This is a genomic window from Algibacter miyuki (genome assembly GCF_030409805.1).
GTDB lineage: Bacteria > Bacteroidota > Bacteroidia > Flavobacteriales > Flavobacteriaceae > Algibacter > Algibacter miyuki.
The window spans coordinates 196,425-214,986 of the sequence record NZ_JAUFQP010000016.1 but is presented as its reverse complement, the minus strand read 5'-3'; the positions used below and the strand labels follow the sequence as shown (position 1 = coordinate 214,986).

Below are 18,562 nucleotides of genomic sequence, written 5' to 3'. Positions count from 1 at the left end.
ACGGTAAGGGCGGGTAACCTTTTCTAATTCTAGAAGACAATTAATATGTTTTGTTTTTGTTAGTGACATAAATTTAATAAATTCGCGAACCAATCTGGTGTACCAATTTAATTGATATGAACATAAACGTACTTTCTAAAAATGAAAATCAAGAAATTACTAGCCGAGTTAAAACACTTATCTCTCAAATAAGTGATTTAATTACTAGTAAACATCTTGAACCTGGAGATAAATTACCTGCTGAACGTGTACTAGCCGAAAAATTTGGAGTTAGCCGTAGAACTGTAAGGGTAGCTATTCTTAAATTAGAATCATATGGTATATTAATATCAATGCCACAAAGTGGAACATTTATAGCAAACATTGGTACCATTGCCATGAATGGTATGGTTGAAGATATTTTAAGTTTGGGTATTCCTAATTTTAAATCATTGGTAGAAACTCGGATTTTGTTAGAATTGAAAACGGTTAGACTTGCAGCAAACAGGCGTACAGATACTGATTTAAAAAGAATTAAGAAGGCTTTAAATGCTCATAAAATAAAGTTATTAGCGCGAGAAGATGCTGTTCAAGAAGATTTATTGTTTCATTTAGCAATTGCAAAAGCAAGCGGAAATGTTACAATGAATGAAATTATGATTGGTATAACACCTCAGATTATTGTAGACTTCAAAAAGTATCATAAAGATTACGATACGTTAGATGAATTGAGAATAAAAGAGCATGCTGAAATTTATGATGCAATTAAAAATCAAGATCCAGATTTAGCAGAAAAAAGAATGAAAGAGCATTTTAAACTATTATACGAGTATTGCGACGTTAGTTAATATTAGAGAACACAAAAACAAACGTTAGTTATTGAAAAAAACGATTTGAATTTTTGTCAATCCTTATTTTTTTACTTCTGCACTTGTATTGAATATATTAAAATGAAAATACATGAACTGGTAATTCTAAAATTATCACCTCAATCAATATAAGAATAATATGATAAAAGATAATAAATTAAGCGGAAAAAACGTACTCATAACTGCTGGAGCACAAGGGATTGGAGAGTCAATCACGAAACATTTTATTGATAGCGGTGCTCATGTTGCTATTCACTATTTTTCTAGTGCAGATACAGCGAACCAATTAATGGAATACGCAAAAAGTAAAGGACAAAAAGCGGTTGCCATTAGTGGCGACTTAACAAAAGAAGCCGATGTAAATTCAGTTGTTGAAAAAACAGTAGAAGTTTTAGGAGGTATTGATATTCTTATTAATAACGCAGGTTCACTTGTAGCACGTAAAATGCTGAATGAAATGGAAGCTAAATTTTGGCACAAGGTCATGGATATCAACATGACATCCATGATGTTTGTAACACGAGCTGCAGCACCTTATCTTGCAAAAAACAACCATAGTAGTATTGTTAATTTAGCATCACTAGCAGGCCGCAAAGGTGGACATCCAGGTTCTTTAGTTTACGCAACTAGTAAAGGCGCTATATTAACGTTTACACGCGCACTATCTACAGAATTAGGACCACAGGGAACTCGAGTTAATGCCGTGGCTCCGGGACTTATCCTTGGAACATCATTTCATAACACACACACAACAAAAGAATCAGCCGATGAAACAACGGCCGGTATTCCAATTCAACGTGCTGGTAACGCAGCAGACGTAGCTAGAGCCGTTTTATATTTGGCCTCCGAGTACGATGGCTTTATTACTGGCGCCACGCTTGATATCAATGGTGGTGTTTACAATATGTAATGCTTTGTAAACTGGTAAAAAATAAGTATTAAACCTACTATTAATAATCGTTCAAAAAGATAAACGTATGCTAAAAACTCCAGTAATACACCCAACTATTATGGAAGTGTTGGCGCGTTCGGGCCATTTTGCACAAGTTGTTATTGCAGATGGTAATTTACCTGTTGCTGCCATGACGGGGCCTAATTCAACCACAGTACATTTAAACTTTAAACCAGGATTGTTAGATGCTGTTACAGTACTAGAAGGTATATTAGAAGTTTGCCCAGTTCAAGGAGCAATCGTTATGGAGAAACCTGCTGAAGCCAATGCAGAAATACACGAAACCTATAAAAAACTTTTAGGCGAAGTAACTTGGGATGAGATGGAACGTTGGGCTTTCTATGATAAAATTAGAAATCCTAATACGACTTTAATTATTCAAACAGGAGAACAACGCCGTTTTGCAAATTTAATATTAACTGTTGGTGTAGTAAAAATGGCGGAAGAAAATAATTTTTAGAGACGTGGAGTTTTTTAACTGAAAATCAGAAATCTTTGTTTTGAGTCAAAAAAAATAAAATTAATTGACTAATAATAAGAATTGCGTTTCAAGAAAATCAAGTACTACAACGGTTGACCACTTCATCTTCAACCTAAAATTTAGTAAATTTAAATACACAATAATATATTTTTCTTTCGCGAAAGCAATAAATATTTTTACACTTAATTGAACGTCCTAAATGTTAGGACGTTTAATTAAAATATTTTGTCAATGCTTTTGAAGAGCATCATTATAATGATGTTTTCTATGTTGAATCTTCTCAATTTCTAGTTTTAGAACTCCTTTTCTTCTGAAGAATTTTTCGTCTAAGACTAAGTTAATTGCATTTATCATTGTCCGTTATCCTTGAATTAATAAGGTCATATTATGCTTTTCAGTATGACTTCATTTTTCACGTATTCCAAAAGAAAATATCAGAAAAAAACTATTGTTAGCTTCTAAAAGTAAGAAACATTTATCTTTGAGAGTAGGAAAGCTATAAGCAAATACACAAATAGCTCAGTAGTATAATTTAGAAACAGATAAATATACAAACACCAATATGTACAATCAGTTTCCTGAAATAGTAAAAGATATGGAATCTCGTTTAGAAACTTATAGACCGAAAAGTAAAAATTAAATCATGAAAAATTATATCGAAATCATTGAGCTCACCGATGCTTCAAATCAATCAAAAGTAGTTGTTTCGGCGGCTTTTCAAGGTCGGGTAATGACGAGAAAATTTTTTATATCAAAGGCGATAAAGATGCTTTAACCCCTATTGTACAGACGATTTTTGGAGTTAGTATTACAGATATTGAAACAACTTTTAAATAAAATAATATATACGAAAATGAGAATTAGAAACACAGTTTTAGTAACCTTTACCACTTTTCTTTTATGGGCTTGTAATTCAAAAGAAAAGAAAAAAGAAATCGTTCAATTGCCTTACGACGGCAGCTGGGAAGCGCTCCAGAAAATGCCAGTGCCAGATTGGTTTAACGATGGTAAAATAGGAATTTTTATCCATTGGGGACCTTACAGCGTTATTGGTCATCGTAAAGGCGGAAGAGGTTATGCAGAACATGTTCCTAAAATGATTTATGAGGATTCCACTTATTATTATCCGTATTTAAGAGAACGTTGGGGAGCAGCACCACCAGAATTTGGATACAAAGACATTATTCCAGAGTTTAAAGCCGAAAATTGGAACCCAGATAAATGGGCAGAATTGTTTGCTAAAGTAGGAGCAAAGTATGTCGTTTTAACCGCAGAACATCATGATGGTTGGGCTAATTGGGATTCTGACTTAACACCTTGGAATGCCATGGATAAAGGCCCTAAACGCGATTTGGTTGGCGATTTAGGAAAAGCGGTTAAAAAGCAAGGTTTAAAATATGCTCCATCATATCATAGAGAAAGACATACTAGTTTTTTTACTACACAAAAATATAAAGTTGATGCAAAAGCTCGAGAGGATATTTTGGAGGAAATTAGCAGGAATCCTGAGGCAGAATCATTATACGGGCCTTTTGGTTTTAGTAAATTTGCAACAGATCAGTATGTCGCACGATGGAAGGAAATTCAAAATAAATATCAACCCGATTTTTTATGGATTGACGATATTCCTATTTTTACAAGAGATGGTAATAATACACAGGTAGAACCTAAAGTATTTAAGCCAGAAATTCAATATTTCTACGATCAATGCCGATTAATGATTACCGATTTTATGAATAACGGTAACGCGAACAATCAGGAAGTTTATGTAAACAACAAAGGTAAAAACCGAAATTGGCCGGACGGTATTGGTTGTTTAGAAAAAGATAATTTAAAATTAAAGGTTATTGGTCCAAAATGGCAGAGTTGTACAACCTTCGGTACTTCTTTTGGCTATTTAGAAAATGATAAATATAAAACCGCCAATGCTATTATTGATGAAATGGTTGAGGTTATTTCTAGAAATGGAAATTTTTTAGTAAATATTGGGCCAAAAGCCGATGGAACCATTCCTGATGAACAATTGGTTTTGCTTAATAAAATGGGGAATTGGTTAGATATTAATGCAGAAGCGATTTATAGCACGAGGTATTGGAAAGAAAATCACCAAACAAACGGAAATTTAGCTTTTACAACCAAAGGAACAAAGCTTTTCGTTATTGCTTTAGATGAACCAACAGCGCCTATTGTTATAGAAGCTACCAAAGGCTGGACTAAAAACGAAGTACAATCAGTGAAATTGTTAGGTGCAAATACTGAGGTTTCTTGGAACATAACAGCAGAAGGGTTAGAAATTATTCCACCCAAAGACCTTGGGAAAAGTGAATATGCCTGGTCTTTTGAAGTTCAAACAAATACCAACCAACATACACCAAGCGTTATTCAAACAGATGCAAGTAAAGCTTTAGAAGGGACTAAGAAGGTAGATTTAGATGGTAACCATTAAAAAAAATAGTTAAAAAAATGAAGATTAGCACATTGAAAAACACACTAATATTACTAATTATAAGCATCTGTATTAGTTGTAATTCTAAAGGGAAAACAACTATTTCTAAAGTAGAAAAACCTAACATATTATTTCTTTTTGCAGACGATCAAATGTTTAATACCATAGGGGCATTAAATAATTGTCCGGTAAAAACACCAAATTTGGATAGGCTTTTAAGTAATGGTGTTTCTTTTTCTCATACTTTCAACCAAGGATCGTTTACGCCTGCTGTATGTGTCGCAAGTAGAACTATGTTAGTTACAGGCGGTTATCTTTGGAAAGCAGCATCCTATTCAAAAAAAGGAAATAATATAAACGATAAAAATGCACCAAAAGCAAAGTCGAAATATAAAATTGCGTTTAAAAAACCAGAAAAATATTGGCCTCAATATTTGAAAGAAGCTGGTTATGAAACATATATGGCAGGAAAATGGCATGTAGGAGAAGTAAAACCTGGAGAAATTTTTGATTATTCTACAAATGTACGACCAGGGATGCCCAATCAAAAAAACGAACGTTATTTAAGGAGTTTTGGTGAAGGAAAGCCTGATACTTGGTCGCCATATGATAGTATCAATGGAGGTTATTGGAAAGGAGGTAAACATTGGAGCGAGGTTTTGGCCGACGATGGAATTTCGTTTATAGAACAAGCTAAAGTTAGTAATAAACCTTTTTTCATGTATTTAGCTTTCAATGCACCTCACGATCCAAGGCAAGCGCCTAAAGAGTTTGTTGATATGTACCCAGTTGATAAAATTGATGTTCCTGAAAATTTTATTCCAGAATACCCATACAATGAAGCCGCAGGTGCGGGGAGGAAACTTCGTGACGAAAAATTGGCTCCTTTTCCAAGAACGGAACATTCGGTAAAAGTAAATAGACAGGAATACTACGCCATTATTAGCCATATGGATCAACAAATAGGTCGTATTTTAGATGCGCTTGAAGCTTCTGGAAAGGCAGATAATACGTATATATTTTTCACTGCAGATCACGGACTAGCGGTAGGAGACCACGGTTTTATAGGGAAGCAAAATATGTACGATAGTAGTATGCGCGTACCTTTATTAATGTCTGGACCAAATGTGCCTAAAGGAAAAATAGTAGATTCGTTTGTGTATTTGCAAGATGTTATGGCCACAACGCTTGATATAGCAGGAATTGAAAAACCCGAACAGATTGATTTTAATACTTTATTACCTTTAGCAACAGGTAGAACCGATAAAAGCAGCAATCCTGTTGTGTATGGAGCCTATTTTGGAGCACAGCGCATGTACAGAACAGAAGAGTATAAAATGATTGTTTATCCAACTATTGATGTTGTTCGGTTATATAATATGCAAAATGATCCTTTAGAGATGGTGGATTTGGCAGAGAATAAAAAGGAATATAAGGATGTCTTAAACCTGCTTTTCCAAGAATATAAAACTCTGCAAAATGAAATGGGAGACCCAGTTGATATTACAGACGCATTCAATAATTTCATGGCAGATTAGTGTGTATGCTAGGTATACCTGAAACACATTGTTAACTATCACTGAAGATTACCAAATGAGGGCGTCAAACATTAAAAAAGCGCTGGTATAATTAAAGCCGAAATGACTCCTAGAGGAGGTCACTGCTTGTGAACTAAACCTAAAGTATAATGTCAGGGAGATTTTAACAAGAGAAAAGGAATACTAAAAACAGATTTTAATTAACTAAATGAAAAAAGTGTAATAACCTATAATATAAAATTTACGATGAATACCCCTTTATGCCAAATTTCAGTTGCGTTAATTTTTTCTTTATATAGCTTGTTTTCCAATGGGCAGTCTAAACAAGAAACTAAACCGAACATCATTGTTATATTGGTTGATGATATGGGATATTCCGATTTAGGTAGTTACGGAAGTGATTTACACGAAACACCAAACATTGACAAACTTGGCAAATCCGGAATGATATTTTACAACGCATACTCTGCAGGGCATGTATGCACTCCAACAAGAGCAAGTTTATTAACGGGTAAACCACCTGTAAGCACTGGACTTACAGAGCATATTAGAGGGCGAGAATTTAAAATAACGGACAAGCACGCGCTTATACCTCCAGAAAATGGTAAGGGACTCAATTTAAATGAGCTTACTATTGCCGAAGTATTAAAAGTGGAAGGGTATGCCACGGGAATTGTTGGTAAATGGCACCTAGGAGGTGATGCTTATTCTGCCAATAAACAAGGTTTTGATTATGTAATATCGGCAGATAAGCAATCTAAGCCTGGTATTATTAACATCGACGAACATCCAGAATATAGAACAGATTTGATTACAAAAAAAGCTATCGATTTTGTTGATAGCAAAAAGGAAGAACCTTTCTTTTTATATTTACCATACTATGCGGTGCATATCCCTTTATGGGCAAAAGAAGATTTGTTAAATAAGTACGAGAAAAAGATTAAAGAAACAAATCCTGTTTATCACAGAAATGCTCGTTATGCCGCCATGATTGAAACTTTGGATACAAATATAGGATATCTCATAGGGCATTTGAAAAAAGAAAAACTGTTAGAAAACACCCTTATTGTGCTTACAAGTGATAACGGAGGCTTATCGGTTAAGGAGGGTGCCTTTACACCTGCAACTAGCAATTACCCATATAGAGCAGGGAAAGGATATTTATATGAAGGTGGAATTAAAGTTCCTTTAATGATTAGCTGGCCGGGCAAAGTTAAAGCTAACAGTACCAGTGAATACCCGGTTGTTTCTTATGATTTTATGACTACCATAAGTTCTGTTTGTGGAGCTATTAAAGAAATGCCGGGAAGTGTTGATTTTAGCCCCATTTTCCTTACTGAAGAAGAACCTGAGCAAAGGCCTATTTTTTGGCATGCTCCACATTATAGCAATCAAGGTGGTAAACCTGCAGCAGCAGTTCGAATGGGAAAGTATAAACTCATTCATTATTTTGAAGATGCTTCAAATGAATTATTCAACCTTGAGAACGACGAAGGCGAGGAGAATAATTTAGCTCATATCTTGCCAGAAATTCGTGAGTCGATGTCTTCCATGTTGACGGAATGGTTAGAGGAAACAGAAGCGAAAATACCTATGCCAAATCCAAACTATCAAAAATAGATATGAATGAAAATTTAAAATATTTCCACTTATTCATTCTTGTATTATGTTTTACAACTTTAAATGCTCAGGTTATACATATTAATACAGAAAACTCATCGCTCGTTTATCATGTTTCTAAGAATAAAGTGTACCAATTTCATTACGGTAAAAAACTTGATTTATTAAATGGAATTGAAAAAATGAGACCTGCTTTTAATGAAGCTTATCCTTCTTTTGGAAATGGGAGCTCAGATGAAGTTGCTATTATTGCAGCACATGCCGACGGAACAATGGCAACGGATTTAATCTATCAGTCGCACGAACAGAATACTGAAGGAAACATTCAAAATACAACCATATATTTAAAGGATGAAAAACTGCCGTTCTTTGTTGATTTACATTTTAAGGCATATCAAAATGAAGATGTCATTGAGCAGTGGACAAGCATTTCACATAAAGAAGATCAAGAAGTTCGTTTAGAACAATTTGCTTCTTCAGCAATTGGGTTTAAGTCCGAAAGTTATTACTTATCACATTTTAATGGAAGCCATGCTCGCGAAATGCGAATGACTGAAGAAAAGTTGACAAATGGAATAAAAAGTATTGAAACAAAACGTGGCGTTCGTACTACTGAATATGAAAATCCATCGTTTATTTTATCTCTGAATCAAGAATCGGCAGAGGATTCTGGGGAAGTTATTTTTGGGTCGTTAGCTTGGATGGGGAATTACAGACTATCTTTTCAAATAGATGATCAGGAACGTTGCCAATTAGTGGGAGGTATTAATCCCTTTGCTTCAGATTATTTATTAAAACCAAACACCGTTTTTGAAACTCCACGAATGGTGCTTACGTATAGTTCAGAAGGAAAAAACAAAGCATCCATAAACCTACATCGATGGGCGAGAAAATATAATTTACAAGATGGCGACCAATTGCGCCCAATAGTATTAAATAGTTGGGAAGGTGCCTATTTTAGTTTTGATGCTAAACGCTTAAAAGCAATGATGAATGGTGCTTCTGAAATGGGCGTGGAAGTATTTGTTCTCGATGATGGTTGGTTTGGAAATAAGTATCCAAGAAATTCATCTAGAGCGGGACTGGGCGACTGGCAGGTTAATAAGGAAAAACTACCAAAAGGTATAGATGATCTTATTAATCATTCTGAAAAATTAGGGATGAAATTTGGTCTTTGGGTGGAGCCCGAAATGGTAAATCCTAAAAGTGAGCTAGCAGAAAATCATCCAGAGTGGATTGTACAAAGACTCAATAATAGGAAAGGATTGCTGGAACGTAATCAGTTATTGTTAGATCTTTCCAATCCTGAGGTTCAAGATTTCGTTTTTGGTGTTGTTGATGATGTTTTAAGCTTGCACCCACGTATAAAATATATTAAATGGGATGCCAATCGTCATTTACAGAATTTTGGTTCTACTTATTTAGAAAAGGAAAAACAATCGCATTTATGGATTGACTACAGCCGTGGTTTAGAATCTGTTTTTAAACGTCTTTTTGAAAAATATCCAGATGTCATTTTTCAGGCCTGTGCATCAGGAGGTGGACGCGTTGATTTTGCTTCAATGAAATATACACATGAATTTTGGGCAAGTGATGATACCGATCCTTACGAGCGTATTTTTATCCAATGGGGCACAAATCATTTTTTCCCGCCCATTGCCATGGGGGCTCACGTTACAAAGTCGCCAAATCATCAAACAGGTAGAGAAACATCTCTAAAATTCAGATCTGATGTTGCTTTTGGTGGTCGTTTAGGTATTGAATTAAGCCCTAGTGATTTAGAATCTGAGGAACTGGAATTTACAAAAAATGGTATTAAATTTTATAAAGACATCAGACCAATAATTCAGTTTGGAGATCTTTATAGGTTACAATCACCATATGATACCGATGGTTACGCAGCCATTAATTATGTCTCTCAGAGCAAAGAAGAAGCGGTATTAATGGTTTATAGCCATGATTTTCATCGCAGATATGAGCGTAATTTCGTAAGGATGAAAGGTTTGGATAAATCCGCCATTTATCAGGTTAACGAAATTAATAAAGAAGGTAACAAATCACATATTCAATTTAATGAACAGGTAGTTTCAGGAGATATTCTCATGAATAGAGGCGTTAAGATTGATTTACGAAAACCATTGGAAAGTGCTGTTTTTAAATTAGTAAAGGTGTCTGATTAATTTGAATGAAATTATTAATCAACAGATTTTATGTCGTAAGATGACTTATCAATATTAATCATCTTAACAAATTCTTTACTTTTAGGTAATCTAGATTCTTTTAATTTTGACTTGATTTGTTACATGCAAAGACAGTCGAATAATATTAATTTCTTTAAAGAATTAATGTACAAGATTAAAGACTCGGATGAGTCCGCTTTCACCATACTATACAATAGGCTATGGGAACGTATGTATGCGCTTGCATTTTCATTATTAAAAAATAAAGATTTATCTAAAGACCTTGTTCAAGAGGTTTTTATAGATTTTTGGGAAAGACGATTAAGTATTGAAAGTACTAATATAGAGGCCTATCTAATTAAAGCCATTCGTTTTAGAGTTTATAAGGAACTTAGAGATGATAAGTTTAATAAAACAGATATAGATTTATTAAACACGATTAAAACTCCACATGCGAGTGGAATATTGGATAATCTGCAATTGAAAGAAACCCAAAAAAGTATTAATAACGCCATTGATAACTTACCCAAAAAACGTCAACAAGTTTTTACTTTAAGCCGTTATAACGAGCTTAATAATTACGAGATATCTCAAAAGTTAGGTATTTCGAAACGTACTGTTGAAACTCAAATTTCCTTAGCAATTAGAAGCATAAAAAGTGAAATGGGCTTATAGAAAGCTTGTTTTAATTGCTGTTTTATTCCTTTAAATAAACTCAATATTAACATAACGTAAAGTTTAATGTTTTTTTTACGTGTACACTACTTATTGAGGTATATACCTATAGATACTTTATTATGACTGAAAAAGAATTTGAATTCCTTTTGGATAAATTTTTAAATAAAACAATTACTGAGGAAGAAGAAGCTTCATTAATAGCCTATGAAAAAGAGGCTATTAATAAATCTAAAAATGATATTTTTTTTAGTGAGTTGGAAAAAAAACAAGTTGAAAAAAGTATATATCGTGCTATTAAGAAAGAAATAAAACGAAAAAATATCTATAAAATAGGGGTGGCAGCATCTATGGTTTTACTTATTGGTTTAAGTAGTTTTTTCTTTCTTAAACAACATAATAACACCTCAGAGATGTTAATAGTAACAAATAGATCTGATCAAGTTAAAAAAGTGAATTTAATAGATGGTAGTATTGTTTTTCTAAATAAAAATAGTGAACTAAAATATAATAACAACTTTAGGGGAACAAGACATTTAGATTTAGAAGGTGAAGCTTTTTTTGAAATAAAAAGGAACGAGAATAAACCTTTTATAGTTAAAACTCAGAATATAAAAACAAAGGTGTTAGGTACTAGTTTTAATATTTCGGATAATGATTCCATAATAAAAGTAACTGTTGCAACCGGTGTAGTAGAAGTGTTTGACGCCGTTAACGCTGTTACTTTAAAACCTAATCAACAAACTAAATATAAAATTAGTTCAAAGTCTTTCACAACAAAAAAAGTACCACATGAACTTGCTGTATCGTGGTTTAAAGAAAGTATTTATTTGGAAAAAGTGAGTATGAAAGCATTGGCAGATTTCATCAGAATAAATTACGGAACTCAAGTTCAATTTACAAATAAGGAACAGGGAAACATTCAAATGTCATTAACCATAAAGAAAAATGAAAGTTTAGAGAAGCTATTAGAAAAAATTAACTACATAAGCGACTTAAAATTAACCTTAAAACAAAATAATATGATAGAAGTTAAATAAAATTGAGAACAAAAAAGAAGAGTCTGCGGTCACAGACCCTTCCGGTAAAAAGCGTCGAAATATATAACAAAACAACACTTAAAATGAAATTTAAAAATTACTTATCTAAGTTATTTATACTATTTATTATAATAAGTTTAATTCCTGTTACCAGTTACGGAAATAGCTATAAGAGCGTATTGGAATTAAAAATAAGCATTAATCTAGAAAATGCTAAACTAACAACTATTTTTTCAAAAATAAAAAAAGAACACGATATTAATTTCTCTTATGGGCAAAAGGTTATTGAAGATTCAGGCACCTTTACAGTTAATTATAAAGAAACCAAATTGGTTAATTTATTAAATGATTTAGCAGCTAAAGGGCACTTTGAATATAAAATAAATGAGAAACAGATATTAATAAAAAAAGTAACTAAAAGTAGTGTGCAACGCGTTGTTACTGGTACTGTATCGGATATAAACGGAATAGTGCTTCCTGGTGCATCGATAATTGAAAAAGGAACAACTAATGGAGCAGTAACTAACTTTGATGGTCGGTTTTCTATAGCTGTTTCAGATACCAATGCTATTTTACTTATTTCTTTTATGGGTTATTCAAGTCAAGAAATTTTGATTAATACTCAAAGTAACTTGAATATTATTTTAAAAGAAGATGCTGCCGATTTAGAAGAGGTTGTAGTTACTGCCTTGGGTATGAAAAGAGAAAAGAAAGCTTTAGGGTATTCTGTAGGTGAAATAAACGATGAAAAACTAAATCTTGTTCCACAAGAAAATGTTTTAGGCGGCTTGTCTAGCAAAATTTCTGGTTTAGATATTCGTCGCGGAGGCAACGATTTAAACAATGAAACTTACGTTTATATTAGAGGAAAAACCTCTTTAACCGGAAACGATCAGCCCCTAGTGGTTATTGATGGTTCTCCAGTTGGAGATACTAATGTCATGGGAGATATTAGCGCTATGGATATAGAAAATATATCTGTTTTAAAAGGAGCGAGTGCCGCAGCTTTGTACGGTTCTAGAGCCGGGAACGGGGTTATATTAATTACTACAAAATCTGGTGAAAATGCTACAAAAGGAATTGGAGTAACATTTAACACCACCACAACTTTTAACGCGCCTTATAAATTTATAGACTTACAAAATAGATTTACAAACGGACAAAAAGGGTTGTTTGATGAAGCTACTTGGCAACATTGGTATGGTGCTGAAGAAGGCACAAATGCAGTGCAATGGAATAGTAACGGTGAAGAAACACCTTTAAAATTTTATGATAATAGTTTAGAAGATTATTTTAAAATAGGAGTCACTACCATTAACGATGTAAGTGTTTCTGGAGCTTATGATAAAGGAAATTTTCGTTTGTCTATCTCTCATTTAAAAGGAGAAGGTTTTACACCTGGTACAGAACTACAAAAAATTGGAGCGAATTTAGCAACTAGTTTTAATATTACAGATAAAGTAACTGTTTCTACAAACATTAACCTTTCTAATCCAAATTCAGAAAACTATCCTTCTAAATCTATAGGAAGTAATGATCAGTACTTTGATATTTATAACATTGCTCCACACATTAATGTTAACGATTTAAAAGATAATTATTGGGAGGTAAACAATGCACAACAGCGAAAAATTACAGAAGGATACAACAACCCTTGGTTTTCGGCTAATGAGCGAATAAATAAATTTGACAAAATTAGAGGCTTTGGAAACATCAAATTAGATTGGGAAATCAATGATGATTTTAATGCAATGGCAAGAGTATCTAACAGTAGTACTAGTAACAGAACAGAAATTATTAGACCTTGGTCTTATGATGGTTTTGGAAGCAGTAAACCTTTTGGCTCTTACGATATTAGTGATAGCAATTCTAGAGAAACTAATTTTGATGTACTGTTTTCTTATCAAAAGAAAATAGGAGATTTTAGAATTGATCCATCTATAGGTGGAAATATTTTAAATACACTTAGCACTTCTATCAGCTCTGGCGGAGATAATTTGGTTTTACCAGGACTTTATACTTTGTCTAACGTAGCAAGAGGTGGATTATCTTATAATAGTGCTAGTTATAAAAAAGCTGTTTACAGTGCTTACGGAATGGTTTCTATTGGATATAAAGATTATGCTTATATAGATATTACTGCCCGTAACGATTGGTCTAGTACTTTACCAGAAGAAAACCGATCTTATTTTTATCCTTCAGTTTCAACAAGTGTATTAGTGTCTCAATTTGTAAATATGCCACAATGGGTATCTCTTTTTAAACTAAGATCCAGTTGGGCGCAAGTTGGTAAAGATACTTCACCATATTTAATTAACCCTACCTTATCTCAAGGCTATTGGGGAGATGATTTTACGTATTCACTGCCTAGTAGTATGCCCAACACCAATTTAAAACCAGAAATAGCAACGTCTTACGAAGTTGGTACAGATATCAAACTATTTAATGGCCGTTTAGGTTTTGATGCTACGTATTACAAAACACAAAATAAAAATCAAATTTTAAATGTAGCTGTATCTCCTTTAACAGGTTACACAAGCACCACTATTAATGCTGGTAATGTGGAAAACTATGGCGTTGAATTAGGTTTAAATATAGTGCCTATAAAAACAGAAGATTTAGTATGGAACATGGACTTTAACTTTACAAAACAACAGAGTAAACTAGTGGCTTTGGTAGATGGTATTGATAGAGTGTCTTTTGGAGGAGGAACCGATATGGGAGCCTTTACGAAAGTAGGTGGCGTTATTGGTGACTTATATTCACCTTATGTTAAAAAAGTAGAAGAAGGCGAATACAAGGGGTGGAATATACTAGATTCTAACGGTAGATGGGAAGTAGAAAGAGCTCAGGAAAACCAGAAAAAAGTAGGAAACTTTAATAACGATTTTGCTGTAGGGTTTAATACTTCTGTTACTTACAAAAACTTCACGCTATCTGCTAGTTTAGATTGGAGGCAAGGTGGCGATTTCTTTTCTGAGTCTATGAAACGAATGGCACGTTCAGGTAAAATAGAAAGCTGGAATAACGGTATTAGTACAAGTACGTTTACAGGTGTATTAAATGCTAATTCTTTTAATGGAGACAGAACTGCACTGGCTAACGAAATTAAATCAAACCCTATTTATCGAGACAACAATGTTTGGGTTGGTGGTAGAAATCAAGATTTAGGAGGTTTTGAATACAATGGAAATTATAACGGTGTATTCTTCCCTGGTGTAATTGATAATGGAGATGGTACTTATACTGAAAATTTTGGAGGGCCTGACACTCAGTTTTTTGATGCTTACAGAGTCGTAGAGTCGAGTGGAAGTTTTTGGAGAACCGGAGATACTTTTATGTACGATGCTTCTTTTGTAAAACTAAGAGATATTACCCTAACTTATAAATTTCCAGATAATATAGCACAATATATTTCAGCTCAAAACATTTCTTTTTCGGTATACGCAAAGAACATCATGTTATGGACAAAAGCCGATATTGGTATAGATCCAGAAACAGCATATAACGATGGTAACCAAGGTTTCGAAAAATGGAATCTTACTCCATGGACAGTACCTATGGGATTTAAATTAAACGTTAGCTTTTAATATAAAAACACAAAACAAAATGAAAAATAATATATTCACGATAGCACTATCAATGATTATGCTTGTGGTAACATCTTGTAGTGAATCTTTAGACGATATTAACATCAGTCCTAATACACTTCCAGATACTGCAGTAGATATTAAATTTGTATTAACAGGAATTATTTCAGAATCTGCTAAAATAAATACTAATTTTTCTCTTGAAAAAGGAGAACTATCTGCTGCTACTCAGTATTTACAAAGAGATTTTACCAGTTATGAAGAAAATAACTACCAATGGGGAGGTACTGATTTTAATAATTTTTATCAACCTTTAAAAGACAGCGACTATATTTATCAAAGAGCCGAAATTGAAAAAACGGATGAAGTAAAAAACTATTATCAAGCAGTTGCTTTAATTATTAAAGCTTATCAATTCGGTTTTATTACTTCTGCCTTTGGTGATGTTCCTTATAGTAAAGCGTTACAAGCAGAAAGCGGCGGCGATGAGTTTTTTAAGCCTGTGTATGATGCTCAAAAAGATGTTTTTATTGGAGTTCTTACTAGTTTAAAAGAAGCCAATACACTTTTAAAAAACACAGGAGTTATTACAGAGGCGGTAGATGCAGATATAATGTATCATGGAGATGGGCAAAAATGGAGAAAATTAGCCAACTCGTTGCTCCTAAGATTTTACCTGAGGTTGTCTGAAAAAAGTGATGCTGATATTAATGTTTCATCAGAAATAGCTGCTATTGTTAACAATGCTAACGAATTTCCTATTCTAGAAAATAATGATGATAATGCAGTGGTGTCATACATAGGAACAGATATTGATAATAGCTGGCCTGGAGGACCTTTAAATTGGAGTAACAGATCTGAATTTTATCGTAGAAAACCTTCTTCTACCATTGTAAATGATTTAATTGATTTAAAAGACCCGCGTTTAACCAAATGGATTAGACCTGTTGATGTGCAACTTGCACAAGGAACAACAAATCAAGTAGTTTTAGAAAACAATAGAATAAAGCGTTATGTAGATATTGATATCAACGCAATAAATAGTGATGATAATCAAGAGAATGACATTAACACCAATTTATTTGTAGGAGTTGCAGTTTCTTTAAGTGCTCCAAATGATTTTAACCTTGGTGGTACTTTAAGTGATTACAAAAATGATGTTGCAAGCTTAGATGAAAACGTGTATTTAAATGCTGCAGCAAATCCGCATGCTTCTTATTTAGCAGACATGTACGCCGAAAATAATCATGAACTAGTAAAATCTATTTTTATGACTTCGGCCGAAGTTAAATTTTTATTAGCAGAAGCAAGTAGTCGTGGTTACATAACTAATAATGCTTATGAACATTATAAAGAGGGAATAGAACTATCCTTTGATCAATACCAAATTACAGACGGTGATGCGGAAACCATTTATGATGAAGCAAACCATACGTTATTGAATTTTAATCAAACAGAATATATTGCGAATGCGAAACAAATTTTTGACAACGCATCCAATAAATTAGAGCCTATTATGCATCAAAAATGGATTGCATTATGGTTGACTTCAGAATCTTGGTTTGATTTTAGAAGAACAGGATTTCCTAATTTAAATAGCAATATTATAGCTGGAACTAAAGGCCAACAAACGCCTGTTCGGTTTTGGTATATAGATTCTTATAATGAAGAAAACATGTTGGATGCCATTAATAGACTGCAACCAGCTACAAATGATCAATGGTCTAAAATGTGGTTATTACAATAAATAACACTTTAAAACAGGAGTCATTTAGACTCCTGTTTTCTTTTTTAAGAAAAATATCTTCATGAAAAAAACACTCTTTTTTCTATTATCATTATTGGTATTTACTTGTTGTGTTAGCATAAAACATAAGCATGAACACCATAAAAAACATACACATTACCCATTATATTCTAATATTCCAGCTCATAAAATAATTTTTCCATCAACAACACCAGATAGAATTATTGTTAATTTAACCGAAGATCCAGCACATAGTTTTGCTGTAAACTGGAGAACTAGCCAGCAAATTGATACCGCTTATGTTGAAATAGCCGAAGAAACCCATGGTCCAGATTTTTTATCAGAAGGCAAGGTTAGGCGTATAATAGCTAAAACAAAAGGGTTAGAAACAGAAAATATTGATGATGATGAACCTTTGGTAAAAGCAGCGTTTCATTCAGTAATTATTAAAAATTTAGAACCTGAGAAAACGTATGTCTATCGCCTAGGAGATGGTCGTAAAAATGATGATGGATGGAGTGAGTGGTTTCAAATAAAAACACCAAATATTGACAAAAATGCGCCTTATAGTTTTATTTATTTTGGAGATGCCCAAATAAAAGTAAAATCCGAATGGTCTAGAGTGATTCGTAAATCGTACCAAATGATTCCTGAGGTAGATTTTATGTATCATGCCGGAGATTTAATCAATCATAGTGAATCTGATAAAGAATGGGGCGAGTGGTTTTATGCAGGAAGTTTTATACACGCCACGGTACCTAGTATTATGACTCCTGGAAACCATGAATATCACAATAAAAAATTATCACGGTTATGGACACATCAATTTACATTACCTGAAAATGGTCCTTTAGACGAATTAAAAGAAGCTTGTTATGCTCTAGATTATCAAAACATGAAATTGATATCTTTAGACGCTAGAAGCTTTGAACTTCATGAGTATTCAAAAAAAGCACAAACCAAATGGTTAGATTCTGTTTTAGCTTCTAATACTCAAAAATGGGTAACTCTAACCATACATTATCCCATTTTACCTACAATAGAAGGTCGTGGAAATACAGATTTATCAGAAGCCTTGAAACCTATAATTGACAAGTATAATGTGGATTTAGTATTACAAGGTCACAATCATAGTTATGCAAGAGGTCATGCATCTAACAATGCGTTAGGAAAAACGGTTGTTAACAACGTAGAAACCATTTACGCCATATCTGTAAGTGGCCCAAAAATGGCAGGTTCATCAAATTTAGACTGGATGGTTAAAGAAGGGAAACACACGCAGCTATTTCAAATTATTAGCGTTTCAAACGATACGTTAAAATATAATGCTTATACCACAAAAGGAAGCTTATATGACAGTTTTACCTTGATAAAAGGAAAAGGTGGAAACAAAAAACTACTTAATAATAAGGTTGAAGAAATTATAGAAAAAAATAAATGAATAT

13 protein-coding genes are annotated in these 18,562 nt (G+C 33.3%); all 13 read left to right on the top strand.

Going from position 1 to position 18,562, the window contains the following annotated elements; genetic code table 11:
* The first annotated feature begins 116 nt into the window (after window positions 1-116).
* The gene (locus QWY92_RS19505; protein ID WP_290274839.1) at window positions 117-827 is read left to right on the top strand and encodes a FadR/GntR family transcriptional regulator; all 711 of its coding nucleotides are present in this window, start codon (window positions 117-119) and stop codon (window positions 825-827) included.
* Between the two features lie 160 nt (window positions 828-987).
* Complete coding sequence (locus QWY92_RS19500) at window positions 988-1,758, top strand: SDR family NAD(P)-dependent oxidoreductase (RefSeq protein WP_290274838.1); 771 nt, start codon at window positions 988-990, stop codon at window positions 1,756-1,758.
* A 67-nt stretch (window positions 1,759-1,825) separates the two neighbouring features.
* A complete protein-coding gene (locus QWY92_RS19495) occupies window positions 1,826-2,260 on the top strand; it encodes an RbsD/FucU domain-containing protein (RefSeq protein WP_290274835.1) in 435 nt (144 codons plus the stop codon).
* 664 nt (window positions 2,261-2,924) lie between these two features.
* On the top strand, window positions 2,925-3,056 hold the full coding sequence (locus QWY92_RS20640) for a DUF6786 family protein (RefSeq protein WP_377879094.1): 132 nt from the start codon (window positions 2,925-2,927) through the stop codon (window positions 3,054-3,056).
* A gap of 78 nt (window positions 3,057-3,134) precedes the next feature.
* Window positions 3,135-4,727 (top strand): alpha-L-fucosidase, encoded by a 1,593-nt coding sequence (locus tag QWY92_RS19490; RefSeq protein WP_290274833.1) that lies wholly within the window; start codon window positions 3,135-3,137, stop codon window positions 4,725-4,727.
* Between the two features lie 17 nt (window positions 4,728-4,744).
* Window positions 4,745-6,265: a sulfatase family protein gene (locus tag QWY92_RS19485; RefSeq protein WP_290274831.1), complete on the top strand. Its 1,521-nt coding sequence runs from the start codon at window positions 4,745-4,747 to the stop codon at window positions 6,263-6,265.
* A 246-nt stretch (window positions 6,266-6,511) separates the two neighbouring features.
* A complete protein-coding gene (locus QWY92_RS19480) occupies window positions 6,512-7,885 on the top strand; it encodes a sulfatase (RefSeq protein ID WP_290274828.1) in 1,374 nt (457 codons plus the stop codon).
* A gap of 2 nt (window positions 7,886-7,887) precedes the next feature.
* Window positions 7,888-10,065: an alpha-galactosidase gene (locus QWY92_RS19475; protein ID WP_290274826.1), complete on the top strand. Its 2,178-nt coding sequence runs from the start codon at window positions 7,888-7,890 to the stop codon at window positions 10,063-10,065.
* Between the two features lie 165 nt (window positions 10,066-10,230).
* Complete coding sequence (locus QWY92_RS19470) at window positions 10,231-10,740, top strand: RNA polymerase sigma factor (protein WP_290274824.1); 510 nt, start codon at window positions 10,231-10,233, stop codon at window positions 10,738-10,740.
* A 122-nt stretch (window positions 10,741-10,862) separates the two neighbouring features.
* The gene (locus QWY92_RS19465; protein ID WP_290274821.1) at window positions 10,863-11,780 is read left to right on the top strand and encodes a FecR family protein; all 918 of its coding nucleotides are present in this window, start codon (window positions 10,863-10,865) and stop codon (window positions 11,778-11,780) included.
* Window positions 11,781-11,863: 83 nt separating this feature from the next.
* A complete protein-coding gene (locus QWY92_RS19460; protein ID WP_290274818.1) occupies window positions 11,864-15,370 on the top strand; it encodes a SusC/RagA family TonB-linked outer membrane protein in 3,507 nt (1,168 codons plus the stop codon).
* 19 nt (window positions 15,371-15,389) lie between these two features.
* On the top strand, window positions 15,390-17,117 hold the full coding sequence (locus QWY92_RS19455) for a SusD/RagB family nutrient-binding outer membrane lipoprotein (RefSeq protein ID WP_290274815.1): 1,728 nt from the start codon (window positions 15,390-15,392) through the stop codon (window positions 17,115-17,117).
* Window positions 17,118-17,178: 61 nt separating this feature from the next.
* Window positions 17,179-18,558 carry a purple acid phosphatase family protein gene (locus QWY92_RS19450; RefSeq protein WP_290274813.1) on the top strand — a complete coding sequence of 460 codons (1,380 nt, stop codon included), beginning with the start codon at window positions 17,179-17,181 and terminating at the stop codon, window positions 18,556-18,558.
* Window positions 18,559-18,562 lie beyond the last annotated feature (4 nt).

Bases quoted from the DNA above. Each gene is read 5' to 3' on its own strand.
- QWY92_RS19465 (WP_290274821.1), top strand. From the start codon at position 10,863: ATGACTGAAAAAGAATTTGAATTCCTTTTGGATAAATTTTTAAATAAA.
- QWY92_RS19450 (WP_290274813.1), top strand. From the start codon at position 17,179: ATGAAAAAAACACTCTTTTTTCTATTATCATTATTGGTATTTACTTGT.
- QWY92_RS19500 (WP_290274838.1), top strand. From the start codon at position 988: ATGATAAAAGATAATAAATTAAGCGGAAAAAACGTACTCATAACTGCT.
- QWY92_RS19495 (WP_290274835.1), top strand. From the start codon at position 1,826: ATGCTAAAAACTCCAGTAATACACCCAACTATTATGGAAGTGTTGGCG.
- QWY92_RS19455 (WP_290274815.1), top strand. From the start codon at position 15,390: ATGAAAAATAATATATTCACGATAGCACTATCAATGATTATGCTTGTG.
- QWY92_RS20640 (WP_377879094.1), top strand. From the start codon at position 2,925: ATGAAAAATTATATCGAAATCATTGAGCTCACCGATGCTTCAAATCAA.
- QWY92_RS19480 (WP_290274828.1), top strand. From the start codon at position 6,512: ATGAATACCCCTTTATGCCAAATTTCAGTTGCGTTAATTTTTTCTTTA.
- QWY92_RS19470 (WP_290274824.1), top strand. From the start codon at position 10,231: ATGTACAAGATTAAAGACTCGGATGAGTCCGCTTTCACCATACTATAC.
- QWY92_RS19475 (WP_290274826.1), top strand. From the start codon at position 7,888: ATGAATGAAAATTTAAAATATTTCCACTTATTCATTCTTGTATTATGT.
- QWY92_RS19460 (WP_290274818.1), top strand. From the start codon at position 11,864: ATGAAATTTAAAAATTACTTATCTAAGTTATTTATACTATTTATTATA.
- QWY92_RS19505 (WP_290274839.1), top strand. From the start codon at position 117: ATGAACATAAACGTACTTTCTAAAAATGAAAATCAAGAAATTACTAGC.
- QWY92_RS19485 (WP_290274831.1), top strand. From the start codon at position 4,745: ATGAAGATTAGCACATTGAAAAACACACTAATATTACTAATTATAAGC.
- QWY92_RS19490 (WP_290274833.1), top strand. From the start codon at position 3,135: ATGAGAATTAGAAACACAGTTTTAGTAACCTTTACCACTTTTCTTTTA.